This window comes from Alphaproteobacteria bacterium, assembly GCA_030739735.1.
GTDB lineage: Bacteria > Pseudomonadota > Alphaproteobacteria > UBA7887 > UBA7887 > UBA7887.
The window spans coordinates 48,396-72,787 of sequence record JASLYQ010000002.1 but is presented as its reverse complement, the minus strand read 5'-3'; the positions used below and the strand labels follow the sequence as shown (position 1 = coordinate 72,787).

Sequence of the window (24,392 nt, the reverse complement as noted above, 5' to 3'; positions counted from 1 at the left end):
AACAAATCGTGAGCGATAGCACTGCCGGCGCACAATTGTCGAAACGCAAACCTTATGCCTACGGCGAATGGGTCGTGCGAAATCGCTGGTGGGTAATCCTGGCTAGCCTGCTCAGTGTGGCGGCCATCGGCTATGGCTTGAGCCAAGTCAACATCTCACGCGACCTGCGTATCTACTTCGCCGACGACAATCCCCAATACAATATCTACGAGGCGATAGAGAACACCTATGTCCGCAACGACAACATGCTTTACGTGTTGGCGCCGAAGGACGGCAATGTATTTACGCGCGAGACCCTAGCCGTACTTGAGAAGCTAACCGAGGATTCGTGGCAGATGCCGCACTCGTTGCGGGTCGATTCGATTGCCAATTACCAGTGGAGCCGAGCCAACGGCGACGACTTGACCGTCACAGATCTGGTCGAGAATGCCGCCGAGTTGAGCGACGAAGACCTCGTTCGCATCCGTGAGGTAGCGATGTCCGAGCCATTGCTGGTCAACGGTCTGGTGTCCGACCGGGGGCATGTGGCCTCGGTCAATATCACCATTCTCAAGCGTGGCGCCACAGGCGTGGTCGGCAATGTGATGCGCCACGTTCACCAGACTCTGGCCCAACTCGAGAAGGATCATCCGGAGATCGATATCTACACAGCGGGCAGCATTCCCACCGACATGGCATTCGGCATTGCCGCATTCCAGGAATTCGAGAGTCTCTGGCCTATGGCTTTTTTGGTCATCTTCATCGTTCTGGGCATTAGTTTGCGCGCCGTGTTTGGCACCGTGCTTGCCATGCTTGGTATCTTCATGACCGCCATCGTAGCAGTTGGTGCCACCGGCTGGATCGGTATGCCGCTCAACCCCACCACCATCAAGGCTCCTGTATTGCTGTTGTCGCTCGCGGTGGCTCACAGCGTACATATTCTTGTGACGTTGTATCAGGAAATGCAACGTGGGCGCTCGCGCCGGGATGCGGTTATTGAATCCTTACGCATAAATATGCAGCCGGTGGCCATCACCAGCTTGACGACCGCAATCGGCTTCCTAGCTCTGAACTTCTCGGACGCACCGCCCTTTCGCGAGCTTGGCAATATCGTCGCCTTCGGCATGATCGCAGCCTTTGCCTATTCCGTGACCTTCGTGCCGGCGATGATGGCGGTCCTTCCTGTGCGGGTTCGCCAACGCAACTCCACACATCTACCTTTGATGGACCGCTTTGCAAGCTTCGTCATCGGCAATAAGGCTTCGATCTTCTGGGGTATGTCTGTTGTCATCGTCGTCGTTTCGTCAGGCATGATGCGCATTGAACTCGACGACAATTTCATCGAGTATTTTGATCACCGCTACGAATTCCGCCGCAACGCGGATTTCGTGCAGGAGAACCTGACCGGTTTGAACGTGATAGAATATTCGCTTTCCGCCGGCGAGGAAGGCGGCATCAGCAGGCCCGACTATCTAGCCAAGCTCGATGCTTTCACCCAGTGGTATCGTCAGCAGCCGACAGTAGTCAACGTCAACAGCATCAGTGAGGTCTTCAAGAGACTCAACAAAAATATGCATGGCGACGAGCCAGAATGGTACCGTGTACCGGAAAATCGCAAGCTCGCAGCGCAGTATCTATTGCTCTACGAACTGTCTTTGCCTTACGGTCTAGATTTGAATAATCAGATCAATGTTGGAAGGTCTGCTACCCGTTTCATTGTCGTTTTGCGCGATCAAACCTCAAGGGGACTTCAGGAGATCGACCGCAAGGCACAGGCTTGGCTCGCGCAGAACGCGCCCGACCTCGAGGTGCCCGGAAGTGGTATCGCCATAGTCGTGGCGGGGCTGTCAGAGCGCAACATTAATTCCATGTTGTTCGGTAGCATCTTGGCATTGGTTCTGATCTCTATGATTCTCATTTTTGCCCTACGTAGCGTCAAGATCGGGCTCATTAGTCTCGCACCTAATCTTTTTCCGGTGGCCATGGCCTTCGGTATCTGGGGGGTACTGGTGTCCGAGGTTGGGCTTGCCATTGCGACGGTGGTGGCTATGACCCTCGGTATCGTCGTAGACGACACGGTTCATTTTCTCAGCAAGTATCTACGGGCCCGGCGTGAGCACGGTATGGATGCGCCGGAGGCGGTGCGTTACTCGTTCAATACAGTTGGCTCGGCTTTGCTGATCACGACCGTGGTACTGGTGCTTGGTTTCTGCGTGCTCGGCACCTCGGGCTACCGGCCCAGCTCGCACGTGGGTTGGCTCAGTTCTATCACTATCATGGTGGCGTTGATCGCGGACTTCCTGTTCCTGCCGACCTTGCTGATCTACTTGGACCGCAAGGCCAAGCACATTAATTAACGGTCGTTTAATAAAACCAACGAGCTATTTTTCCCCGATCATGGCTCCTGCAAGAGAGCGGGGATCGCGTTGCGGCCAGGAGCCTGCTTCGGCGCGGGCGATGAAATCAGCCACTGCGGCATTGAAGACCTCAGGCTCTTCGAGATTGATGGTATGGCCCGAGAGCGGCACCACCAGCAATCCAGCTGTCGGGATTGTCCGTTTAAGATAGATATCGGGCTCGAGACAGGGCTCGTCTTCGTCTCCTGTGATGATCAGAGTCGGAACTGTCAGGGTTTTGAGCTGGTCCTCGATATCATAGAGCGAGGGACGCGTGGCCATGTAGCCCCGCAGCGTGTGCGCGCAGCCCAGCGCTGAGTGCTCGGTGAGCTGGTCGCGGAACTCGGCCCAGCCGCGCGGATCCTTGTTCTGGAATTGGACCCGCGTGCCCGACAAGGCATAGGTGTCCGCAACCGCTGCTGCACCCTTGTTGTCGTATTCTCTGGCCACGGTCTCGACATCGGCGAGAAAACCTTCGCGGCCCTTTTTCTCGGCACCATAGCCGCAACCGGCTACCGTCAGGGAGACGGCGCGGTCACCATGCCGCAGGCCAAAATGTAACGTCGCGAAGCCTCCCATGGACAGACCCACCACATGGGCGCGGGCGATATCCAAATGGTTGAGTACACGGGCGATGTCATCGGCCACGATCTCTTGGCTGTAGTCGTTGATCGATGCTGGCACGTCGGATGGCGGATATCCGCGTGCGTTGTAAGCAATGGTCCGGCGTAAGCGTGAGAAATAACGAATTTGCGGCTCCCAGCTGCGGTGATCTCCAGCGAACTCGTGCACGAAGATAATCGGTGTGGCGTCGTTGCCTGCAGCATCGCCGCATGCGTCTACGTAATAGAGTTTCACCCCGTCGGAACTGGCATAAGGCATGGCGTGTCCTTTCTGTGTCTCTAAGGAAGCGCCGCTTTCTCAGCTTCCGTGAAGAAGGCATCGGCGTGGCAGTCCTGGCCGCGCATGCGCCGGGCTTGCAGGATATCCAGCGCGGCCTCGACCATGGCCGGTGGGCCGGCGATATAGGCTTTGGCGCCATCCAGGTTGGCGTGATCCTCGGCAACCGCATCGGTGACTAGGCCCGTGCGATATGGGCAGTTGGTCTTGGGCTCCGAGATTACCGGGATCACCGTGAGAGGGGCGTGGCACTTGGCCAATGCGGTCAACCTGTCCATCGCGTAAAGATCTCGTTCCTGGCGCACGCCGAAGTAGAGCTGGATCGGCTGCGGCATGTTGGCCTCGATCGCGGTCTGGATGATTGACAGGAGTGGCGCCAGCCCAGTCGAGCCGGCAATCGCCACGATGGGTCTGCAGTGCTTTTGCCGTAGGTGTGCCGTACCAGAGGGTCCAACTACGCGCACCGCATCGCCGACCCTGAGCCTCTGTGCCACGTGCTCGCTCACTAGGCCGTCGGGCAAGGCGCGGATATGGAATTCCAGTTGCTCCGTGCTCGGCGGGTTGGCCATGGAATAGTCGCGCCCCGGTAAATCGCCGAAGCGCAGGGTGGCGAACTGCCCGGCGGAAAAGGCGAGGGCGCCACCATCCCCGATGTCGAGCCTGACGATGCGCACGTCATGGGTCGGCGCCTCGATGGCGGCAACGCGGCAGTCATGCTCATTACGCGGATGCTCGACATACTCGTCCGGCTCCAGCCAGGCGATGTCGCAATCACTCTTCGGCACTGCCCGGCAGGCCAGAATGAGACCCTGTGTCCGCTCTTCGCGCTTCAGGGCGATGCGGGAATAGTTGCTCATCTTCACCGATCCCGACAGCAGCTCCGATTTGCAGCTGCCGCAATTGCCCGATTGGCAACCGCTGGGATAGTCGATGCCGGCTAGAATCGCGGCGCTCATCACATTGTCGTCGTCATCGGCCTCCACGGTCCGGCCGACATTCCGTATTTTGATCTTGTAGGGCACCTTCGGCGCTCCATCGGTTTTCATCTGTCCCTGGGCAACGTACTGTGGGGCGGGGAGAAATCAACCCGGAGCGTTCAGGAAGGAATCTGGATATGAAACTGCGACTCTTTGCCGCGGCTGCAGTCATGACAATCGTAGGCAACGCGCTGGCCGAAGATGTGGTGCTACGTCTGCACCATTTTCTGCCGGCGCCGGCGGTCGCCCAAGCTCAATTTCTGGAACCTTGGGCTGCAAAGGTGATGGCTGATTCCGACGAGCGCATCCGCATCGACATCTATCCGGCCATGCAACTCGGTGGCAAGCCGCCGCAGCTCATCGACCAAGTGCGCGACGGCGTGGTCGATATGGTCTGGACCGTGCCAAGCTACACGCCGGGGCGCTTTCCCAATATGGAAGTCTTCGAGCTTCCCTTCATGGCCGCCAGCGCCGAGGCGACGAGCCAGGCGGTGATGGCCTATTCGCAAGCCAATCTCGACGACAGCTTCGCCGGCATTAAGCCTATCCTGTTCCATGTCCATGCGCCGGGCAGTATTCACACGCGCGGGCGCCCGATCACCGTGCTCGAGGACTTGCAGGGCGTTAAACTGCGCACGCCGACGCGCTCGATAACCCAGACCCTGGAGGCTTACGGTGCGGTGCCGGTCGGCATGCCGGCACCGCAGGTGCCGCAAGCCATTGCCCGCGGTGTAGTTGATGGTACGGTATTTCCGTATGAGATAACTTCGCCGCTGCGCATCCATGAGATCACCGATACCCATACCAAAATCTTTACTGATCGCGGTCTCTACACCGTGGTGTTGTTGCTGGCGATTAATCAGCGCCGCTACGATTCCTTGCCCGATGATCTGAAGGCGGTGCTTGACGCCAATTCTGGCATGCCGCTTGCAGCCCATATCGGTCGGGTCTGGGATCAGGCAGAGACGCCAGGCATAGCGGCGGCCGAGGCACTCGGCGATCGCTTCGTGGAGCTCGATGTGGCCGAGGTCGAACGCTGGAAAGCGGCGGCGCAGCCGGTCATCGAGGATTGGGTCGCCCAGCGTGGTGCCGGGGGGCGGGCACTGCTCGCCGAGGCACGGGCGCTGGTGGCGCAATACGCCGACTGAGCTCCAAAGCATGTTCGGTCACGCACTGACACAGGCCTGCCGGGGGCTGGCGTTGGCCGGCGGCGCTGTGCTTCTCGCTATCGTTGGCCTCACCATGGTCAGCATCGCGTTGCGGGAGTTGACGGGACAACCGGTACCCGGCGATTATGAGCTGGTGGAGATCGGCTGCGCCGTTGCGGTCTTCGCGTTCCTGCCCTATTGCCAGCTCATCGGTGGCAACGTCTTCGTTGAGTTTGCTATGGCCTGGGCGCCGCTCTGGCTGCGCTTGTGGCTCGATGCACTAGCCCAGATGGCCTATGCCAGCATTGCGGCCTTGCTTGCTTGGCGCCTCACCCTCGGCGGGCTAGACCTGCACGGCTACGGCGAGACGACCATGGTGCTCGGCATGCCGGTCTGGCCGGTCTTCCTGCCGATCGTCCCCTCACTTGTCTTGCTCAGCATCGTTTGCCTCTATACCACTGCGATGAGTTTGTGGAAGGCGCGGGCGTGAGCGGCGTCGAGGTCGGTATCGGTCTGTTCATCCTGATGCTTTCCCTGATTGCGCTGCGTGTGCCGGTGGGTTTGGGCATGCTGATCGCCGGCATGATTGGCTATGCCACGCTCAATGGCTGGTATCCACTGATCAACTATCTCAAGACAGCGCCCTATTATCGCTTTTCGACCTACGAACTATCGGTGATTCCGCTGTTTCTGCTGATGGGGCAGTTTGCCACCAAGGCGGGCCTGAGCCGCGCTTTGTTCGAGACCGCGAACCACTTCCTAGGCCATATGCGTGGCGGCGTCGCCATGGCGGCGGTGGGTGGCTGCGCCGCATTCGGAGCGATATGCGGTTCCAGCCTAGCGACGGCGGCGACGATGGGGCAGGTGGCGCTGCCAGAGATGCGCCGCTACCACTATTCGGGCGCGCTTGCCACGGGCTCGCTGGCGGCCGGCGGCACCCTCGGCATCTTGATTCCACCTTCGGTGGTGCTAGTAATATATGCCATCCTCACCGAGCAAAGCATCGGTACCATGTTCGTCGCGGCCGTCGTCCCAGGCGTGTTGGCGACACTCGGCTACATGCTGGCTATTGCCATTTATGTACGCCGGCATCCGGAAGCTGGTCCGGCCGCGCCCAGGCAAAATCTCTCGACGGCTAGTTTGCTCAACGCGCTGGCCGTGGGCGCGATCTTCGTGCTGGTCATTGGCGGTATCTACACCGGACGCTTCACGCCCACCGAGGGCGCGGCCGTGGGCGCCTTTCTTACTGCCGTGATGGCCTTTACCGCCGGCCGCATGCGCGCGAAAGGCCTCGTCGAATGCCTGCTGGGGGCGGCTCAACAAAGCGCCATGATCTTCCTCATTCTCTTTGGCGCCGAAGTTTTCAATGCGGCGCTGGCGCTCTCGCGCATGCCGCAGGAGGCCGCTGCCGCGGTGGCTGCTTCCGGTTGGTCGCCGCTGATGGTACTTGCGGTCATGCTGCTGCTCTATCTGGTCTTCGGTTGCGTCATGGATTCGCTGTCCATGATCCTGCTCACCATCCCAATCTTTTTCCCCGTTATCTCTACCCTCGATTTTGGTATGGGTCCCGAGGAGACGGCGATCTGGTTCGGTGTTCTGGCATTGATCGTGGTGGAGGTAGGGTTGATCACCCCGCCGGTGGGGCTCAATGTATTCATCATCAACGGTCTGGCGCCCGACATCCCGATTACCGAGACCTATCGTGGCGTGCTACCGTTTCTCGCTTCCGACATCGTGCGCGTGGTGCTACTCGTGGCCTTTCCAGCCATCACGTTGACCCTACCGAAGTTGTTGTAATGACCGCGTTTGAGATTTCTGCACCGCTGTGCCCTTGCGGCCCGGCCCCGTGTGCCACGGCACGGCGGACACGCCAGTCTATAGCTACCATGTCTCAGACAAGGACTATCTTAGCGACCGCGCGGAATTGCCCGCAGCCTCACCTGAGTTTGTGCGTATACTTCATGAATGAGGTCTCGGTGCCGATGCGGTCGTAGAGCTGACGGGCGGTTTTGTTGAAGTGCTGAGTGAGCCAGTAAACCTGGCTAGCACCGACGACCGCTGCTGCCGCGTAGACCGCCTCGATTAAGGCGCGCCCGGTACCAGTCCCACGCGCCTCGGCGGCGACGAACAGGTCCTGTAGATAACAGTAGTCGCCTACCGCCCAGGTGGTACGGTGGAAGAGATAGTGGACGATGCCGACCGTATTTCCGTCCTTCGTCACTGCACAGAGACCGTTCGGATCCTGGCCAGAGAGCATCAGGCGAGACCAAGTATGGTCGGTGACCTCCTCCGGAAGCTTGGTCTCATAGAAAGTGAGATAGTCTTGCCAGAGAGACTTCCAGGAATTCCTGTCAGCATCCGTAAGATTCCGAATTGTAATAGTCATGGCGCAACAGAACCAGTAAAAAATAGTCTGATAACGGATAGTGGAATTGATGAGAAGTTGAGCGCGTTCCAGATGCGCTTTAAGAAGACGGACTTAAAAGTCTTGTCAGCTTCGGGTAGTTGCTCGGCCTGGTACCATATATTCAAGGTTTCTTTGATAGACGGGTGGACTTGCGCACGAACGATCAGATAAGCGGTCATTGTTGGGTCCTGATTGGCAGTGCCGCCTAAAGCACGTTCTCCAGAGCTCGACGCACCTCTTCTGGCACACCACAGGCGGCGATGCCTGAGGGGTTGTCGTCGGCGCGGATAGGAACGCGCACTTCGAAGCCTTCGGCCACGAGGCGATCGGTGCATGTGAAGCGGTGGGTGACGCGGAAGGCGCGCTCGCGCCACTCTGGAATGGTGGTCTCGACGGACAGCCTGTCGCCGGGGCGGCCCGGTAACCTGAACTGGCAGTTGGCCTCGACCAACGGTGTGCCGATGATGCCGAAGCGCTCTTCGAAGCTTGCTAGTGTCAGGCCCGCAGCGTGAAACATCTGCCACGAGGCATTGTCCATCCAGCGATAGAAATTGGGATAGAAGATAATGCCGAGAGGGTCGCATTCGCCCCACTCGATGACATGCTCGGTGACGAAAGCCATGGGCTCTCTCAACCGCGCTTGTAGAGGCCCATCAGGCTCGTCTTCTCAATGGTGTTGAAGTTGAGCATGAAGCCAACCACGGCAGGCATGGTGTCGACTTCGACTGACAGGGCTGTTTCCTTCACGGCAAACAGCGTGAACAGGTAGCGGTGCGGGTGGTCGCCTTGGGGCGGGCAGGGACCGCCATAGCCCGGCGCACCGAAGTCCGTGCGCGTTTGCAAGGCTCCGGTGGGCAGGGTCCCAGCCGCTGGGTCCCCGGCGCCAAGTGCCAGTGAGGTCGTTTCGGGCGGGAGATTGACCACCAGCCAATGCCAGAAGCCACTCCCCGTTGGCGCGTCGGGGTCATAGCAGGTCAACGCGAAGCTCTTGGTGCCCTCCGGTGTGCCGGACCAATGCATTTCCGGCGAGGTATTGCCGCCGGCGCAGCCGAAGCCGTACGCCTCTGACAAGATATGGTCCCGGGCGAGATAGTCGCCGTCGGCAAAGCTGGTGCTGGCGAGGGTGAGCGGCATGGTCATGTCTCCCGTTTGGGTGCCTGCGCCATCTTGCGCAGGCGGAAACGTTGTACTTTGCCCGTTGCGGTGCGTGGTAGGGCCTCGATACTGCGCACTTCGGCAGGGCATTTGTTGGGGCTGAGTTCGCGTGCCACGGTGTTACGCACGGCGTCGGCGATCGATGCCTCGCGCTCGGGCGTCACAGCGGCGACGAAGAGGATCGGGCGGTCGAGACCGTCACTATCAGGTGCGGTAACCAGCGCTGCCTCGCCGCAGAGCTTGGCGCTGGTGACGCAGTTCTCGATCTCCCCCGGGTTGACCCATTGCCCGGAAATTTTGAGCATGTCGTCACGCCGGCCTTGGTGATACCAGTAGCCGTCCGCATCGAGCCGAAAGCGGTCTCCCGTGCGAAACCAGCCGTCGACGAACAGCTTGGCGCTGAGTTCGGGACGCTGCCAAAAGCCGTCAGCGACGGAATCCGAGGATACCCAAAGATCACCCACGTGATCCGCCTTGTCGATACGCTTTCCGGCCTCGTCGCGAAGCTCGACCTGCATGCCTGGCACTGGCCGGCCGACACTGCCAGGGCGCGCCGCGTTGGGTGGATTGGCGATTACGAGAAATATAGTCTCGGAAGTGCCGATGCCTTCGGCGATGGGCCGTCCGGTCGCTTCGCGCCAGCGCTCGAAAAGGACTGGCGGCAATGGCTCGCCGGCTGAGACGAAGCGTCGCGTGTCGGCGAAAGCGTTGCCCAGATCACCACCGCTTTTCAGCATGTCACGATAGAGCGTGGGCACGCTGTAGACGGCGGTCGGTCTGGTTTGTTCAGCAAGAGTCAGAACATCGTCCGGGCGCGGCCAGGGGCGGTGTAAGATCACTGTGGCGCCAAGGGTCAAGGCGCCGAACAGGCCATGGGCCAGGGCAAAGGCGAAAAAGGTCTTGGAGGTCACCAGAACCCTGTCATCCGGTCCGAGGCCCGACACGCCTGCGACCCCCGACGTTGCAGCATTGGCCGCCCGGTGGCAGTGCACGGCGGCCTTCGGCGTTCCCGTGGTGCCCGAGGTGTAGATCCAGAAGGCGGGATCGTCGCCGGACATGTCTATGCTTTGGAGTGTAGCCGATTGCTCGGCGAACAGCTCGCTCCCGGCCACCAAAAAGCGATCGTCATCGCGCGGCTGGCCCGGCTCGACCAGCATCAGCTTGGCGGCGCTATCCACCAGCACGGCATTGCGTTCGGACTTCTTCCAGCGCGGATTTATGGCGACGGCCACGGCTCCAATACGCAGGCAGCCGAGGTAGGCGGCATACAGTATTGGGCTGTCGTCGAGCGACAACAGCACTCGGTCGCCGCGCGCAACACCTGCGTCGCGCAAGCCATTGCCGAAGCGTGCGCTCATGGCCCGCAAGCCGCCGCGGCTGACGGTCTCGCCGTTGCATATCAGCGCTGGCGCGTCGTCTTTGCCAGCGGCCAGGATGCTGTCAGCCGCGTTCATGGCTGCGCGCGGGCCAGGCGGCGAGCCTCGTAGGTTGGCCAGGCCTCGGGATTGAGTAGCCGTGGCGGTTTTTCGCCGCGCCAGATGGTCAGCCACTGCTCGGCACATATCAAGGAGATGCGGCGGCGCGATTCGACCGTGACACCCGCTGTATGAGGACTTGCGATGACGTTCGGCAAGCTCAGCAGGGGATGGTTCAGAGCGGGCGGCTCGTCTTCCCAGACGTCGAGCCCGGCGCCGTACAGGTGGCCGTCGCGCAATGCGTCATAGAGGGCGTTCTCGTCGTGAATGCCGCCGCGTGCGGTGGAGACGAGAATGCTGCCGCGCCGCATCCGCGCGAGCGCTGCGGCGTCAATCATTTTCCGTGTCTCATCACTCAGGGGGCAGTTGAGTGAGACCACGTCCGACTCGCCAAGCAATGTGTCGAGCGATACAGCCTCTGCGCCATGTCGAGCAAAACACTCGGCCTCGATATAGGGGTCGTAGGCGAGAATGCGCATTCCTAATGCGCCGCCACATAGCTCAGCAAGACGGGAGCCGGTGTGGCCGAGGCCGATGATACCGGCCGTCATGCCCTGCAATTCGTGGCCGATGAATTCGTTGCGGTGCCAGTTGCGGTCACGGCGCAGCGCTTGGTCAGTCTCGCCGATGCGCTTGGCAACGCTCAGCATCAGCGCCAGGCCATGCTCGGCGACAGCCTCGCGATTGCCGCCGGCCTGGTTAACCACGAGTACGCCAGCATCCGTGCAAGCTGGGATGTCGACCGTGTCGGCGCCGGCGCCGTCGGCCGAGACCACGAGTAGCGCTGGGCAGCGCACGAGCAAAGCAGCGTCGGTATGGAGGTGGCGTGGCAACTCCTGACGCGCTGAGCCAATCTGGTAACCCTGGATGCTGGCCATGACCGGCCAGATCTCGTCCTCAGGCGCTTCCCGCTCGAGGCGAACCAGCGCGACCTCGGGCGACTCTGCCAGGACACGCCGTCCGTCCTCATGCATCATGCGGTCAAAATAGACGATGCGTGGTAGCTGCGACCCCATATGGGCCCTCCGTCTCGCTGAAACGCCCTACACTGCCTAATACGGACCGGCAATTGCAAGTGGTAGGGTGATGGGCAGAAGACTTTCCCAGGTGGACCATAGATGCGTAACATGGGCCTATGGATAGGATCAAAAACAGCGCCATTACGGATACTTTGCTCGATAGGCTTTAGGCGAGGCCTCACAATGTCTGGTGGTTGGGCTGTAACACCGTCCTCAGCTGGTCGCCGGTCGAGGACGGTATCGAGATTTTGGTCGTGCCCCACCTTCTCATGGCCATCTTTTCCACGACCTAATCTCCGATTCTCGGCAGTTTCGGCGATGTTAATCGAGACGAGGGTCTAACTCACACGACCTCGAAAAATTTTCTGTGTGATCTAAAACTTGTGAACGCCGGCTCGAACCAGAGCGCTTGCAGGCGAGCGCACTATTGCTGCAGATAGAGCCAGTGAAACTCCATCTTGGCGCGGCTATAGATGCCGTTCGCCGGGTCACAGCCGTGGATAAAATTAACGCATGCTACAGTATTAGTTATGTAGATAAATGAGTGTTTACTCTAGATTCACCACCAAGCCTTAGCAGAGGGGAGAAAGGTGTGGGTGGCGAGTTCTCCAGAACTCATGTTAGGTAGGACGTTAGACAGGTTGGCGTCGTCTTCGTCGCATGCTCGACGATGTCAATTTCGTCGGCTGGTGCCATCGGCACCGCCGACACCCTTGGGCCTGAAGCGCGGTTCTCCAAGCGCACCAGGCCCCGGCGATGAAGCCGATGGAGCCATCGGGACTCTGCAAGATGAGCCTCACCGCGACGCGGGGATACCCGGGCGATATGGCAAAGTTCTTCGTAGGTGCGGGGAGTGAGCGTGTAGGTGGTGTAGAAATCGTTGCCCGGAACAGAAAGGGCATAGGCCGGGTTTGATCCATCTGGCCCATGGGTGTGCTGAAGCCGAGCATCTGGGTGCAAACAGACATGGGCTTTGGCTGCATCTTGGGCGTGCCAGCGCTGCTGCTAGTAGTACCAGTGGGAAATCTCCATGTGCATGGGCCGCGCAGGATTGTGGATAGTGCGGACAGTGATGGCGCTGTCGGGTCCGGCGGCCATACGCCAGAGAAACAGGTAACCGAAGTTGACTTTTCGAAGCTCTGTGCTCCGGAAGTTGCTGACCCACCTATCGAGCGCATGGTTGTAATCTTCGAAGGTCTGAGCAAAGGGCGCGTGGCAATGAGGAACCGAGAAAAGAATCTCATCCCGATCCGCGGTCTTGAGCACTAGCGCCTCGTGCGACTCCGGACCCCACCAGGCACGAAGCTTGTCCTCGTAGGAATCAACGTCGACGAGGTCGGTGACGATGCAGATACGGCCCCGAGCCTTGAGATGCTCGGTTGCACCGGCGACGATCTGGCGCAATAGGGACTCCCCGCTGGCACCTCCATCTCGAAAACGCAGGCCCATCTCGGGACTGGGAACAAAAGGAGGATTGGCTAGGACAACATCGAACCTTTCGCCCGCGACTGGCTCGTAGAGATTGCCGAGCCGGACTTCGTAGGCGCGGAGTCCATTGAGTTGGGCGTTGAATCGAGCGAAGCGCACCGCGCGCGGGTTCAGATCTACCGCCACGACATTGGCGGCGTATCGGCTGGCGACGATGCCCTGGATGCCGGACCCGCAACAGAGGTCGAGCAGACGGTTACACGGTGTGCGGGGGGCCGTCTGCACGAGACCGTGGCTGTCCATCCCGATATACATCACCGGGTCTTCGTCCAGCTGGTCACCGTCGAGGAGCATGTACCTATGGTCTGTCGCAAAGACCATGCCGCCGGAGCAATACAGGTCGACATCGGACCAGACGTGTCCGTCGATCACCCTGAGCACATGCAGATCGACAAGGCGGGTGGAGACTTGTGCGCCAAGGATGGCGGAAACTCGCTCTGCCGGCAGCTGCCCCCTCAGCAAAAACAGGCGGATGAGATCCGCGAGTGGGGTCTGGGTCAAGTGGTGGGCGTCGTAGTAGCGCAGGTGGGTGGGCTCAATCCGTTGCAGCGATTCCACACCCAGCAGCCTGGTAATGGTAGACTCGGTATAGTCATGGCCACGAAGGGCCAGGGCCAAGGTAGTCAGTACACCATCGAGCCGGAAGTCCGGGTTGGCGAAGGGGGCCAGGGTCCGGTCAACCGGCGTGAGGATGGGCTTATCGTCGGATTGCGCGCCTGCCAGCCAGCGTTCGTCGATGGTTACACCGAAGTGGACGGTCTCCTGCTGTAATGCCTGGAACGCATCGTCGAGTTCCCGCGGCCCATAACCAAGCGCGATCCTCAGCTGCTCGCCAAACTTGGCGGGGTCGTATCGCGCGGCAAGCAGCAGCTCCAGTTGGTCGCGGTTCAAACGCACGGGCGGCAGTCGGTCGGTAGGATCGACCAGGGAGGAGGCGCCGATGGGATCCGCAATCAGCACTGCGTTAGGTCCAAGCTCGGTCTGCAGCGGTGCCACGAAGCCAGTATCAGGGAATAGGCGGCTGGTCTCCTTGAAGCGCCCGCCTTCTGCGGCGAGGGTGACCAGCTCCTCAGTGCTCCAGTGTGGTGTCTGAACTCCATGGAAAAGCGCCCGATCGAGCGCTTCCATCAGGGAGAGTACCGATGGTTGTCCGGACGGCAGCCCCTGGGGCAGAACTTCGTCCACTAGCGTTGCCTCGTGGGCCGCGTAGCCTTTGACCGGAGTATGGCGACGGCGAATCCATCGGTCGCCCAGTGAAAGGTAGTCGATGTCAGTCTGAAGGAAGGTCGCAATGGCCTCTGCGGGTGTCTCGACGATGGGCTGACCGGCCACGTTGAAGCTTGTGTTGAGTAGCACCGGCGGCCCCCCTCGTCGTTCAGAGAGGGCTTCGCACAATGTCGCGAAGAATGGGTTGTCCTCCCGGGTACAAGTCTGAACTCGACCTGTTCCATCGGCGTGAGTAATGGCCGGCAGAACGGTGCGGAATTCGTGGCGGATCTCCGCCACCAACAACATGAAAGGGCTCTCGGTGTCCAGGACGAACACCTCATTAGCCCTCTCCAGGGGGATAACCGGGGCGAAGGGACGGAAGGCCTCCCGAAATTTTACTCGCGCGTTGATGACATCCTTCATCCGGGGGAAGATGGGATCAGCGAGAATGGAGCGGTGGCCGAGGGCCCTTGGGCCAAATTCGCAACCGCCCTCAAACCGCGCAACAATGCTCCCCTGGGCCAGGGCGGCAGCAACGGTGTCTATCATCCCTTCCGGCTCGAGTTTCTCCACGACCAGTAGATCCTCGTAGCCTTTGATGGCCTCGGCGCTCTCCTCCTCGGCAGGAGCTCTCCCGAGCGTTGCGGTGCGTAGACGCGAGCGCTGGGTCCCTCCCTCGAGGTTGCTGTAGGCCCACAGGGCACACCCTGCAGCAATGCCGTTATCACCCGCGGCGGGGAAGGTGAAGATGTCATCGAGTGGGCAACTCCGGAGGATGTGGTAATTAGCGACGGAGTTGAGCGCGATCCCCCCAGCCATGCAGAGGTGCCGGAGGCCGGTCTGCTCAAGGGCGACATCGACGATATGTACCAGGGCGTCCTCGAGCTCCTGCTGGACTTTGTGGGCAAGGTCCACCAGCCACGGTCGGAAGTAGGCCTTGCCCTCACCGTTGTCGTAGCGCTTCTCGAGGGCAGCTATTTCCAGGAAGATGTCGTAGGCTGATACGGTCACTCGGGGCGCACCGTCCACCGGCTGGAACCAACGCATCCAGTTTGTCTGGGGGCCACCGTAGGCCGCCAGACCCATCAGCTTTCCTGCTTCCGCGAAGCGGACGTTCGGCCCGGCGGTGGTGACCAAGCCCGCCTTGCGGGCGACGTGCTCAAACACAAAACCAAGAGTTGACAGGTCAGCTAGGTGGGCTTGAACTCACTCAAGGTGAAGCGGCTCGAGACGTCCTCTTCGGGCCACATACAGGCTCGTGGCCTCGGTGCATAACCGTCCTTCATCGGAGCGGAAGGAGGAGCCGCTGCCATCGGCCACGAGCACCAGGGCGTCCTCGAATCCAGAGGGCCAGTAGGCCGAATAGGCGTGGGCAAGATGGTGACTGGGGACGGTCCGGACTTGCCCGGAGATGTCCCTGGAAAATTTTCCCTGGAGGATGGCAGGACCGTGGTCGATCCCTGGCATGTTGGCGGTGATGGTTGCCATCTCAGCCAGGGGCACCCCCAGGGTGTCCAGGCAGTAGCGAATGCACTCACCGGGAACCTGGATTTGCTCCAGTGCATGTGGGGTCTGCATCAGAAAACCCACGCTGTGTTTGACGCGGTCGAGACGTTCCTGCTCGATTGCGACTAGAATCTCGCCATTTCTGACCACGGCCACGGAGCGATCATGCCCGAGGTTGATACCCATATGAAACTCGTCCATCCCGAATCTCCTAAAAGTTGGGATTGCAGATATCCCGAAGGGCGTGATGGAGGAGTGACGGCTGTCACAAAGCAGTCTTAATTAGGGTGCTGAGACGCCGATTTCCCCGAGAGCCGTGGCCACGATCGCGATAGCGATAGCGGCATCCATATCGTCAGGGGTCGGCGAGTCGATGCAGACGACGCGAAAGGTCCTCGCTGCAGTGATCTTACCGGGACAGATGCCGAAACCGTGCTTGAGTGATTCAACAAGCGGCTAGAGAGAGGGGTTTATCTCGGGATTTAAGTCTCTTGTCTTGGAGTTGTTCAGGCGGGCTCGAATGTGACGACTGCCTTTACTCTTTATTACAAGGGGCCCAGGTCAGCTCAGGTCACCCGGACACCGTCCCTATCCCATCACGGCGATAGAGACCCATGACCATTCCTCTTGCTTCGGTAGCTCCATTTAGGGATTCCCGAAATCCTTTCCACCAAGAATTTTAGGGAGCATCTAAATTACAGAAGTCACCGAGATAAATTTCTCAAAATTTCGTCAACCCCATTAAAACTTGCAAGTTGACAATATTTGGAAGGTTCTTCTGTTAGATCAGTAGGCGGATAGGAGCCGACGTAAGTTGTAAGTTTCTGCGTATCTTTACTTAACCAGTGCTCCTCATAATATCCCCCCATCCCTCCTAAATAAGTTAACGACCAAACCCATTGATTTTTCATTTCTTTGTAGTGAGTTTTTTTCCCTAATATCTCCCAGCCCCTTTCCCAATCCCGAAACCCTTCGACATGATCAATATAGAATTTATATATTTGCCCAAGAAATTCACCGTTCTTTGAAACATACTCATGAGGGACAGACTCTATTTCAAAACTGGTCTTTGCATCCGGATGCAAACAAACCAAGGCGTATCCTACCAAGGGAGGCACTTGCGCCATCGCAGTCTGGACAGAAAAGTAGAATAGCAAAAGTGCTGCGGATAATTTCATCTAACATTTCCTAAATATCCGAAAATTTAGGGAAATCATATCACCATTCCACGGTCAAGAAAGCGGTATGACACCAATCATCGTCGCTTGATTGGGGGACGACGACTGGGCTAAAGTCGCGCGCTTTCGCGGCCAGGCCGCGCCACCCGGAGACCGGTACCATATCCAATCCCGTAGATAACTGCCCTGCGGTATCGGACCTGCGCGCGCTCGCCAAGCGTCGCCTGCCGCGGGCCATATTCGATTTTGCCGATGGCGCAGCCGAGGACGAGATATCGCTGCGCCACAACAGCTCTGGCTTCGGACGCTACGACCTGGTGCCGCGAATGCTTGCTGGGCTGGATTCCGTTGATATCGGCGCGGAGGTGATGGGCCGGCGCATCGACTTGCCGCTGATCGTCTCGCCGACTGGTATCGTGGCCTTGTTCCGGCGCGAAGGGGAGGGTGCGTTGGCCGCTGCCGCGGCGCGGGCTGGCTCGATCTACACGCTCTCGACCGGCGCTTCAACCAGCATTGAGGATGCGGCGGTCGCAGCTGGTCCCGATGGCGCCATGTGGTTCCAGATCTACGTTTGGCGCGATCGCTCGCTCACTGGCGAATATATCTGCCGCTGCCGCGAAGCCGGCTATAAGGCGCTCTGCCTGACCGTCGACGTGCCGGTTCTCGGTAAGCGCGAGCGCGATTTTCGCAATCAGTTCGGCTTGCCGCTGAAGGTGAGCCCGCAACTTGTTTTCGACGTTCTGCGCCACCCCGCCTGGTTCTGGCGCGATTATCTGACGGCGCCAAAAGTCTCTATTCCCAATATTGAGAACTCAGCCGTTAGCAACGACCTGACGACCATGAGCAGGTTTATCGATTCCCAGTTCGATCCGTCGGTGTCATGGGATGACGCGGCGTGGATGATCGAGGAGTGGGGTGGCCCGTTTGCGATTAAGGGCGTGCTTTGCGCCGAGGATGCGCGTCGCGCCGTCGACCTCGGCTTCAGCGCCATCATCGTCTCGAACCACGGTGGGCGCCAGCTCGATCAGGCGCCGGCGCCGATCGACGTGCTGCCGGAGATCGTCGAGGCCGTGGACGGGCGGGCCGAGGTCATTCTCGACGGCGGTGTGCGCCGTGGCACTGATATCCTCAAGGCCGTCGCCCTCGGTGCCAAGGCCTGCATGACGGGCCGGCCGTTCCTTTTCGGTCTGGCGGGTGGGGGACCAGCGGGCGCCGATCGCGTTTTCCAGATTTTCAGGGATGAGATTCGTCGTAATATGACCTTGGTCGGAGTTAGCAAGCTCGCCGAGCTTGGCCCGCAGCATCTGCGGGTGCGCGTGTAGAGGAGAGTGACCATGAAGCGGATTATGTGTCTTCTGGCAGCAGCTGCGATGGGCGTATCCGCGACGGCAGTGGCCGAGGAGCCCATCAGGATCGGCGTCATCCTGCCCTATTCTGGCGTCTATGCGAGCCTCGGTAGCGAGATCACCCAGGGCATGGAGTTGGGCTTCGCCACCTTCGGTTTGGAAGTCGCGGGACGGCCGATCGAGCTCGTGACCGAGGACTCCGAAGTCAAGCCAAATACCGGTCTCGCCAAGGCCAAGAAGCTCGTGTTTCAGGACAACGTGAACCTGCTCGTCGGTCCCGTGGCCTCAAATGTCGCTAATGCTTTGCGCGACTTTGTCCACGGCCGTGAGGTGCCGCTGATCATCCCCAATGCGGGCAACAACGTGCTTACCGGAGAACGCTGCAGCCCCTGGGTGCTGAGGACCTCGTTCTCTAACGCTCAGGTCACCCGCGGCATGGGGCCGTGGATGGTCGCGCGTGGCTATGACAGCATCTATCTCATCGCTGCCGATTATGCGGCCGGACATCAAATGATGGACGCCTTCCGCGAGACCTATGTGGCGGCCGGCGGCACGGTGGTCGGCGAATCCTTTCCTCCGCTGCGAGGCACCAAGGATTTTGGGCCCTTTCTGGCTCAAATCAAGGCGGCGGGCCCGAGCGCCGTCTTTGCCTTCTTTGCCGGCGGCCAGGCGATACAGTTCGTCAAGCAATATCACGAGTTTGGCCTCAACAAGACGATCCAGCTTTCTGGTGCCGGCTGGTTAACCTCGCCGCTCTACGTGGATGTGCAGGGCGAGGCCGCGGCGGGCATCCTAGGCATCCTCAATTATGTGCCTGGCATCAAGTCGGAAGAGAACGCGGCCTTCCAGGTGGCCTATCGCGAGGCTTACGGCCGCACCGCGTCCGAGTTTGCCGTGCAGGGCTACGACACGGCGCGACTGATCGTCGAGGCTCTGAGGGCGCGCGGTGGCGATACGGAAGACCGCGCTGCGCTCGTCTCGGCGATGCACGCGGTTTCGTTCACTGGGCCGCGCGGCACGTTACGCATCGATCCTGCCACTAACAACATCATCCAGGATATCCATATCTTCGAGACCCGGCTGGGTGTGGAAGGCATGGAACTGAAAGTCATTGAGAGTCTGCCTGCAATGCAGGACCCGACGAACGGCTGCGCGTTCTAGGCCCGCAACAGGATAATGCTACCTTGGGCGTCGAGGCGCCCCGACTAGCCCGGCAGAATGACGCAGGTCGCGTCGTACTCTTCAACGATGGCCGGCCCGGCGACATCGGATACCAGGTCGCCGCGGCCGAGGATCGGTGTGTCGCACCAGCCGGCCTTGCCGCTGCCGCCTGTTCCTGCCAGGTTTCAACGTAGCATTGCCTTGCTGACACGGCGAAGCCCTCGACCCGCCCTGCGCCCATGGGGTAGAGAGGTGCGTGCGAGGGCGAAAGGGGCGCGGGTGCTGCTCGATCCGACATTTCTGGCGATACAGGCGTTGAACGCGTTGCAACTTGGGAGCCTCCTGTTCCTGCTGTCGGTGGGGCTGTCGGTGGTATTCGGGCTGATGAATTTCATCAATTTGGCCCATGGCACATTTTACATGGTGGGGGCCTATCTGGGCCTCGTGGCGGTGCGTGAAACGGGCTCGTTCTGGCTGGCGCTTGCGCTCGCGCCATTGGGCGTGGCGCTGGTCGGTGCCGCGCTCCACGTCGTCCTGCTGCGCTACATGCAGCGCGCCAGCCCTATGCGCCAGGTTTTGGTGACTTTCGGGCTGATCTATGTCGGGTTAGACTTGGTGCGCATGCTTTGGGGCAATTACAGCCACGGCATAGAGCCCCCGGTGGCATTTGCTGGCAGCGTGCGGATTCTTGGCGAGACTTATCCCGCCTATCGCCTGCTGGTGATCGGCATCGGCGTTATCGTGCTTGTGGCACTCGCCCTAGTCCTGGAGCGCACGCGGCTCGGCGCCGTGGTACGTGCTGGCGTGGATGATCGCGAGACCGCATCCGCCATCGGCCTCAACATAGATCTGGCCTTCTTTGGAGTCTTCTGCCTGGGCTGCGCGCTTGCCGGGCTTGCCGGCGTCGTGGCGGCGCCGGTGTTGTCGATCCATCCGGGCATGGACATGTCTATTCTCGTGCTGACCCTCATCGTCGTCGTGGTCGGCGGGCCGGGCAGCCTGCGCGGCGCGGTGCTGGGCTCCTTGCTGGTTGGCTTCGTTGAGACCTTCGGCCAGGTGCTGGCACCCGCCTATGCCAGCATGCTGCTCTACGCTCTGATGGCGCTGGTGTTGATCCTGCGTCCCGGCGGCTTGGTGCCGGTGCGCCGCGTGGTGCGGGCGTGAGCGGCGCGCGTGGGCGCAGCGCCGGCGCGGCGCTGTTGGCGGTGATTGCTTTTGCGGCCTGGCTATCGGTCGGCTATTTCGGTTACGAGCTGATCACGGAAATCGCTATCCTGGCGATCTTCGCCATGAGCCTTGATCTTTTGGTTGGCTTTGCCGGCATGGTTTCGCTGGGGCATGCGGCCTTTTACGGTATCGGCGCTTACGCCATTGCGGCCTGCACTACCATGCTCGGCTGGTCGGCGTTTCCCGCCATGGCACTGGCGGTCGCGGCATCGGCTGCTGTGGCAGGGATTGTAGGCGCTTTCGCGGTGCGTCTCGGCGGGGTCTTCTTCATCATGGTGACGCTTGCCATCGGCGAAGCGGTGCACGCCTATCTGTTCAATGCGCGTGCCTTCGGCGGTGACGACGGCCTGGCCGGCGTGAGCCAGCTCGACCTCGGCGCTATCGGGATAGATCTTGCCGATCCGCGTGCCTTTGCCGCTTTTGCGCTAATCGCAACTGGGCTGTCGTACGCAATCCTCGAGACGGTGGTGCGCTCGCCATTCGGGTGTCTGCTCGTTGCCATTCATCAGAACGAGCGCCGCGCGCGCGCCCTTGGCTGCCGCGTCGAACGGGTCAAGCTTGGCGCCTTTACGTTGGCCGGCGCGTTCGCCGGCTTGGCGGGCACGCTGACGGCGCAACACACGCGCTTTATCTCGCCCGAGCTGCTGGCCTGGACGGTTTCGGGCGAGGCGCTGATCGTGGTTATCGTCGGCGGCATGGGCAGCTTAGTTGGGCCGGCAGCGGGCGCGGCGGTGATCGTGCTGGCAAAGTACTGGGTGAGCGGCGCGACCGAGTTCTGGATGCTGTGCATGGGCCTTGCCTTTATCGCTGTGGTCGTGCTGGCGCCCAACGGACTTTACGCCTCGCTCGCAGCCTTGCGCCGGAGGCTCCGCCGTGTTGTGTGCTGATGGTCTGCAGAAGCGCTTTGGCGCGCTCGTGGTCACCCGCAATGTAAGCTTTGCGCTCGAGCCGGGCGAGCGACGCGCGTTGATAGGGCCCAACGGGGCGGGCAAGACGACGCTCTTCGATCTGCTCACCGGCGAGCAGCGCGTAGATGCAGGGCGCATCGACTTTAATTCCCGCGATATCACGGCGGACACACCCGATGCGCGGGCACGCGCGGGGCTGGGGCGCTCGTTCCAGCGCAACAGCTTGTTCGCGGGCATGAGTGTGGCCGAGAATCTGGTGACAGCGGCCGCATTGGCCTCTGGTATTGGCAAGGTCTTCTGGAAGCCCCTCGTGCGCTATACTCGCTTGCGGGCCAAGGCAGAGGAGATTGCCAATGCCGTGGGCCTAGGAGATGCCATGGATGTCGGGGTTGAGGCGTTGCCTTACGGGTTTCAGCGTCAGCTTGAGGTCGGCCTGGCCCTGGCCCTCGACCCGGTTGCCCTGCTGCTCGACGAGCCCACCGCCGGCATGAGCCCTGAAGAAACCGTTGCCATGAAAGCGCTCATTGCAGGCCTGCCGCGCAGCTTGACGGTGCTGGTGATTGAGCACGACATGGATGTGGTCTTCGATATCGCTGACCACATCACGGTGCTCGATGCGGGCAGCATCCTTTTCGAGGGCACGCCGGAAGAGGTGCGGGGTTCGGCCGAGGTGCGCGCCCGCTATCTCGGCGAGGCTTGAGTATGTCGCTCTTCGAACTCGACGATCTCAATGCCTGGTACGGGTCGAGCCATGTGCTGCAGGGCGTGACGTTCAGCGTACAAGAGGGTGCGGTGACGAGTTTGCTGGGTCGCAACGGTGCTGGCAAGACGACGCTGCTCAAGGCCTGCATGGGTTTGGTCGCGCGCAGCGGCGGCTTTGTGCGCCTGTGCGGTCGCAATCTCGACGGCATCGTGCCGCACCAGCGGGCGAGAGCCGGGCTTGCCTACGTGCCGGAGACGCGCGGCATCTTTCCCTCACTGACGGTGCTGGAGAACCTCACCGTTGCCATGCGTCCGGGTTCCTGGACGTTGGAGCGCGTGTTTGCCCTTTTTCCTAAGCTCGCCGAACGCCAGCGTACCAGTGGCGGCGCCTTGTCGGGCGGCGAACAGCAAATGCTTGCCATCGCCAGGGCGCTGCTCACCAACGGCAGCGTGTTGCTCCTTGATGAGCCCACTGAGGGTCTGGCACCATCTATGGTACGCGAGATCGAACGCTTGCTCGGCGAACTGAAATCTCAAGGCCAAACCATCCTGCTCGTTGAACAGAACTTACTGGCAGCGTCGAGGCTGGCGGATGAGGTGCTGGTACTGGGCAAGGGGAGGCTGCGATGGCAGGGCAGGTCCAGCGTATTCGCCACCGCCGATGATGTTCGTCATACTTGGCTTGGTGTATGAGGTAATTGGAGTAAGAAAAGGAAAATAAAGAATATAAAGTATAATTAGATTTATGTTTCCATTGACGAGGCCAAGCAGCATACTGGCAATTTCGGCCACGTCGATTTCTTCGATTTTTCCTTGGTGTGGGTCGAGATCGAAGGCGAGATCGTCGGCTTTGGGGGGGGCCAAGACGGCAATCGGTGGCGGTGGCGCTGGTGCCTGCCTCGCATTTTGCGCCCTGATGGAGGACGAGTTGGCGCCGCTTCTAGTTGGCGAGGACGCGCGACATCTCGCGGCTCTGGGCCGTGATGTACAAGGATGGATGCGTCAATTCCAGATTTTCGCCGGATGTTTTGGCATGCTACGCGCCATTTTCTGATATTCAGCAGCGCAGCCTCTTTGCTACTCCTATAAACATATAGAAATCGCGGGCCGGTTGACGATGGGAATTGTAGAGAACGGAGCCAGAATAGCGGCGTTCAATCATTTGTGGGTCACAAGTAGCGGGTTATAGTTTTCGTGAGTGCCATAACTTTTCTGCCTGGTCATGGGCATTGCGCCAATCCGTCACGCGACCAAGGGCACGCAAGGCAATCGCGACCGTACCTACGACGGCGGCCTCGGCCGCCGCTTCCCGACGCTCGCCGTACCAAAGCGCGACTACCCCTTTTGCGTCGAGCGTTTCCTCTCGCCATGGGAAGCGTGATCCGTACGACAGCGCCTGCCAGGTTTCCTCACTTCGCGTGCCGGATTCGGCGAGGGTAAGCCGGCAGGCCTTCTCTGGATTGCGCTGCGCCTCGCCGCCGCCGCCTTTGAAGATTACCGAGCGCTCCTGTCCCAGTCGCAACGCCATTTCCACATGGGTGGGCATATAGGTCGGGTGGAATACGCCCAGTATCTGCGCCGTGGCGTCAAGTGGGTTGAGGGCGCGCGCGAAACTGTTCACTGCCGAGCGAACGCCGAGCAGGGGCCGTAGCGCAAAGAGCTCCGCCATTGGGGGGCACAGGTCTGATATGGGCAGATATGCTAAGCCTTTTCGGTCGAGTGCCGTGGCGGTCGCCTCCGGCGTCGTTGCAGGTACGATGCCGAGAGCTTCGAGCACCGCTGGTGTGGTAACGGGTCCGCTGCCAGAGATGCCATGCATGGCGATACGAACGCCGTTATGTGCCAGCAACAAAGCGGCCAGGACGAAGTATGGGAGTTGCTTGTGCCGGTCCGCATAGGACGGCCAGTCGAGATCTACCGCAATGCCATTGCCAATGCGCAGGTGTCGACGCGCGGCCTTTACGAAGCCGACAAGCTCGGCGGTAGTTTCCTTGCGGTAGCGCAGAACGGCAAGAAAGGCGCCGAGCTGGACCGGCTCGACCTTGCCGGTGAGGACTTGTGCCATGGCGGTCTCGGCCTCCGCTTCCGTCAGCGGTCGCGACAGCGTCTCGCCACGCGCCACGGCGCGGACGAATGTCGAGAAAGCATGGGCTGCGGCTGGATCCTGCATGGCACGATCAAATCAAATTTCGCGTTGCTTTGCAGCCCTTT

The 24,392-nt window shown here is 60.4% G+C and carries 21 protein-coding genes; 10 read left to right on the top strand and 11 right to left on the bottom strand.

Going from position 1 to position 24,392, the window contains the following annotated elements; genetic code table 11:
• The first annotated feature begins 8 nt into the window (after window positions 1-8).
• The gene (locus tag QF629_01580) at window positions 9-2,336 is read left to right on the top strand and encodes an efflux RND transporter permease subunit (GenBank protein MDP6012226.1); all 2,328 of its coding nucleotides are present in this window, start codon (window positions 9-11) and stop codon (window positions 2,334-2,336) included.
• A gap of 24 nt (window positions 2,337-2,360) precedes the next feature.
• On the opposite strand, the gene QF629_01575 is transcribed toward QF629_01580, so the two are convergent.
• Both QF629_01575 and QF629_01570 read right to left on the bottom strand, forming a co-directional pair.
• Window positions 2,361-3,257, bottom strand: coding sequence for an alpha/beta hydrolase (locus QF629_01575; GenBank protein ID MDP6012225.1), 897 nt, complete (start codon window positions 3,255-3,257; stop codon window positions 2,361-2,363).
• 20 nt (window positions 3,258-3,277) lie between these two features.
• Entirely contained in the window at window positions 3,278-4,297 is a 1,020-nt protein-coding gene (locus QF629_01570; GenBank protein MDP6012224.1) for a 2Fe-2S iron-sulfur cluster-binding protein, read from the bottom strand.
• Window positions 4,298-4,389: 92 nt separating this feature from the next.
• Between QF629_01570 and QF629_01565 the strand changes: the two genes are divergently transcribed.
• From QF629_01565 to QF629_01555, 3 genes are read left to right on the top strand one after another with little or no spacing between them, the layout of a single operon-like run.
• Window positions 4,390-5,400: a TRAP transporter substrate-binding protein gene (locus tag QF629_01565; protein ID MDP6012223.1), complete on the top strand. Its 1,011-nt coding sequence runs from the start codon at window positions 4,390-4,392 to the stop codon at window positions 5,398-5,400.
• Window positions 5,401-5,410: 10 nt separating this feature from the next.
• Window positions 5,411-5,890 (top strand): TRAP transporter small permease, encoded by a 480-nt coding sequence (locus QF629_01560; GenBank protein MDP6012222.1) that lies wholly within the window; start codon window positions 5,411-5,413, stop codon window positions 5,888-5,890.
• The gene (locus QF629_01555; GenBank protein MDP6012221.1) at window positions 5,887-7,197 is read left to right on the top strand and encodes a TRAP transporter large permease; all 1,311 of its coding nucleotides are present in this window, start codon (window positions 5,887-5,889) and stop codon (window positions 7,195-7,197) included. Before QF629_01560 ends, QF629_01555 begins: the two co-directional genes overlap by 4 nt.
• A gap of 139 nt (window positions 7,198-7,336) precedes the next feature.
• Here QF629_01555 and QF629_01550 read toward each other — a convergent pair whose 3' ends face one another.
• The 8 genes from QF629_01550 to QF629_01515 all read right to left on the bottom strand — a co-directional run bounded on the left by QF629_01550 (window position 7,337) and on the right by QF629_01515 (window position 16,837).
• A complete protein-coding gene (locus tag QF629_01550; protein ID MDP6012220.1) occupies window positions 7,337-7,786 on the bottom strand; it encodes a GNAT family N-acetyltransferase in 450 nt (149 codons plus the stop codon).
• A 226-nt stretch (window positions 7,787-8,012) separates the two neighbouring features.
• Window positions 8,013-8,429, bottom strand: a complete 417-nt coding sequence (locus QF629_01545) for an acyl-CoA thioesterase (protein MDP6012219.1) — start codon at window positions 8,427-8,429, stop codon at window positions 8,013-8,015.
• Between the two features lie 8 nt (window positions 8,430-8,437).
• Window positions 8,438-8,941: a YbhB/YbcL family Raf kinase inhibitor-like protein gene (locus QF629_01540; GenBank protein MDP6012218.1), complete on the bottom strand. Its 504-nt coding sequence runs from the start codon at window positions 8,939-8,941 to the stop codon at window positions 8,438-8,440.
• 2 nt (window positions 8,942-8,943) lie between these two features.
• Window positions 8,944-10,416 carry an AMP-binding protein gene (locus QF629_01535; protein MDP6012217.1) on the bottom strand — a complete coding sequence of 491 codons (1,473 nt, stop codon included), beginning with the start codon at window positions 10,414-10,416 and terminating at the stop codon, window positions 8,944-8,946.
• The gene (locus QF629_01530) at window positions 10,413-11,453 is read right to left on the bottom strand and encodes a hydroxyacid dehydrogenase (protein MDP6012216.1); all 1,041 of its coding nucleotides are present in this window, start codon (window positions 11,451-11,453) and stop codon (window positions 10,413-10,415) included. Before QF629_01530 ends, QF629_01535 begins: the two co-directional genes overlap by 4 nt.
• A 1,008-nt stretch (window positions 11,454-12,461) precedes the next feature.
• The gene (locus tag QF629_01525; GenBank protein MDP6012215.1) at window positions 12,462-15,320 is read right to left on the bottom strand and encodes a carbamoyltransferase C-terminal domain-containing protein; all 2,859 of its coding nucleotides are present in this window, start codon (window positions 15,318-15,320) and stop codon (window positions 12,462-12,464) included.
• Between the two features lie 39 nt (window positions 15,321-15,359).
• A complete protein-coding gene (locus QF629_01520; GenBank protein ID MDP6012214.1) occupies window positions 15,360-15,860 on the bottom strand; it encodes a hypothetical protein in 501 nt (166 codons plus the stop codon).
• Between the two features lie 503 nt (window positions 15,861-16,363).
• Window positions 16,364-16,837 (bottom strand): hypothetical protein, encoded by a 474-nt coding sequence (locus tag QF629_01515; GenBank protein MDP6012213.1) that lies wholly within the window; start codon window positions 16,835-16,837, stop codon window positions 16,364-16,366.
• 200 nt (window positions 16,838-17,037) lie between these two features.
• Between QF629_01515 and QF629_01510 the strand changes: the two genes are divergently transcribed.
• The 6 genes from QF629_01510 to QF629_01485 all read left to right on the top strand — a co-directional run bounded on the left by QF629_01510 (window position 17,038) and on the right by QF629_01485 (window position 22,874).
• Entirely contained in the window at window positions 17,038-18,159 is a 1,122-nt protein-coding gene (locus QF629_01510) for an alpha-hydroxy acid oxidase (GenBank protein ID MDP6012212.1), read from the top strand.
• Window positions 18,160-18,171: 12 nt separating this feature from the next.
• Window positions 18,172-19,344 carry an ABC transporter substrate-binding protein gene (locus QF629_01505; GenBank protein MDP6012211.1) on the top strand — a complete coding sequence of 391 codons (1,173 nt, stop codon included), beginning with the start codon at window positions 18,172-18,174 and terminating at the stop codon, window positions 19,342-19,344.
• Between the two features lie 252 nt (window positions 19,345-19,596).
• Complete coding sequence (locus QF629_01500; GenBank protein ID MDP6012210.1) at window positions 19,597-20,508, top strand: branched-chain amino acid ABC transporter permease; 912 nt, start codon at window positions 19,597-19,599, stop codon at window positions 20,506-20,508.
• The gene (locus QF629_01495) at window positions 20,505-21,458 is read left to right on the top strand and encodes a branched-chain amino acid ABC transporter permease (GenBank protein MDP6012209.1); all 954 of its coding nucleotides are present in this window, start codon (window positions 20,505-20,507) and stop codon (window positions 21,456-21,458) included. Before QF629_01500 ends, QF629_01495 begins: the two co-directional genes overlap by 4 nt.
• A complete protein-coding gene (locus tag QF629_01490) occupies window positions 21,445-22,179 on the top strand; it encodes an ABC transporter ATP-binding protein (GenBank protein MDP6012208.1) in 735 nt (244 codons plus the stop codon). Before QF629_01495 ends, QF629_01490 begins: the two co-directional genes overlap by 14 nt.
• A gap of 2 nt (window positions 22,180-22,181) precedes the next feature.
• Entirely contained in the window at window positions 22,182-22,874 is a 693-nt protein-coding gene (locus QF629_01485; GenBank protein ID MDP6012207.1) for an ABC transporter ATP-binding protein, read from the top strand.
• Between the two features lie 490 nt (window positions 22,875-23,364).
• Here QF629_01485 and QF629_01480 read toward each other — a convergent pair whose 3' ends face one another.
• On the bottom strand, window positions 23,365-24,351 hold the full coding sequence (locus tag QF629_01480) for a glycosyl transferase family protein (GenBank protein ID MDP6012206.1): 987 nt from the start codon (window positions 24,349-24,351) through the stop codon (window positions 23,365-23,367).
• Between the last annotated feature and the right edge of the window lie 41 nt (window positions 24,352-24,392).

Coding starts and splice junctions, on each gene's coding strand:
- QF629_01575 (MDP6012225.1), bottom strand. CDS start 3,257: ATGCCTTATGCCAGTTCCGACGGGGTGAAACTCTATTACGTAGACGCA.
- QF629_01565 (MDP6012223.1), top strand. CDS start 4,390: ATGAAACTGCGACTCTTTGCCGCGGCTGCAGTCATGACAATCGTAGGC.
- QF629_01560 (MDP6012222.1), top strand. CDS start 5,411: ATGTTCGGTCACGCACTGACACAGGCCTGCCGGGGGCTGGCGTTGGCC.
- QF629_01550 (MDP6012220.1), bottom strand. CDS start 7,786: ATGACTATTACAATTCGGAATCTTACGGATGCTGACAGGAATTCCTGG.
- QF629_01545 (MDP6012219.1), bottom strand. CDS start 8,429: ATGGCTTTCGTCACCGAGCATGTCATCGAGTGGGGCGAATGCGACCCT.
- QF629_01540 (MDP6012218.1), bottom strand. CDS start 8,941: ATGCCGCTCACCCTCGCCAGCACCAGCTTTGCCGACGGCGACTATCTC.
- QF629_01535 (MDP6012217.1), bottom strand. CDS start 10,416: ATGAACGCGGCTGACAGCATCCTGGCCGCTGGCAAAGACGACGCGCCA.
- QF629_01530 (MDP6012216.1), bottom strand. CDS start 11,453: ATGGGGTCGCAGCTACCACGCATCGTCTATTTTGACCGCATGATGCAT.
- QF629_01520 (MDP6012214.1), bottom strand. CDS start 15,860: ATGGACGAGTTTCATATGGGTATCAACCTCGGGCATGATCGCTCCGTG.
- QF629_01515 (MDP6012213.1), bottom strand. CDS start 16,837: ATGAAATTATCCGCAGCACTTTTGCTATTCTACTTTTCTGTCCAGACT.
- QF629_01505 (MDP6012211.1), top strand. CDS start 18,172: ATGAAGCGGATTATGTGTCTTCTGGCAGCAGCTGCGATGGGCGTATCC.
- QF629_01485 (MDP6012207.1), top strand. CDS start 22,182: ATGTCGCTCTTCGAACTCGACGATCTCAATGCCTGGTACGGGTCGAGC.
- QF629_01480 (MDP6012206.1), bottom strand. CDS start 24,351: ATGCAGGATCCAGCCGCAGCCCATGCTTTCTCGACATTCGTCCGCGCC.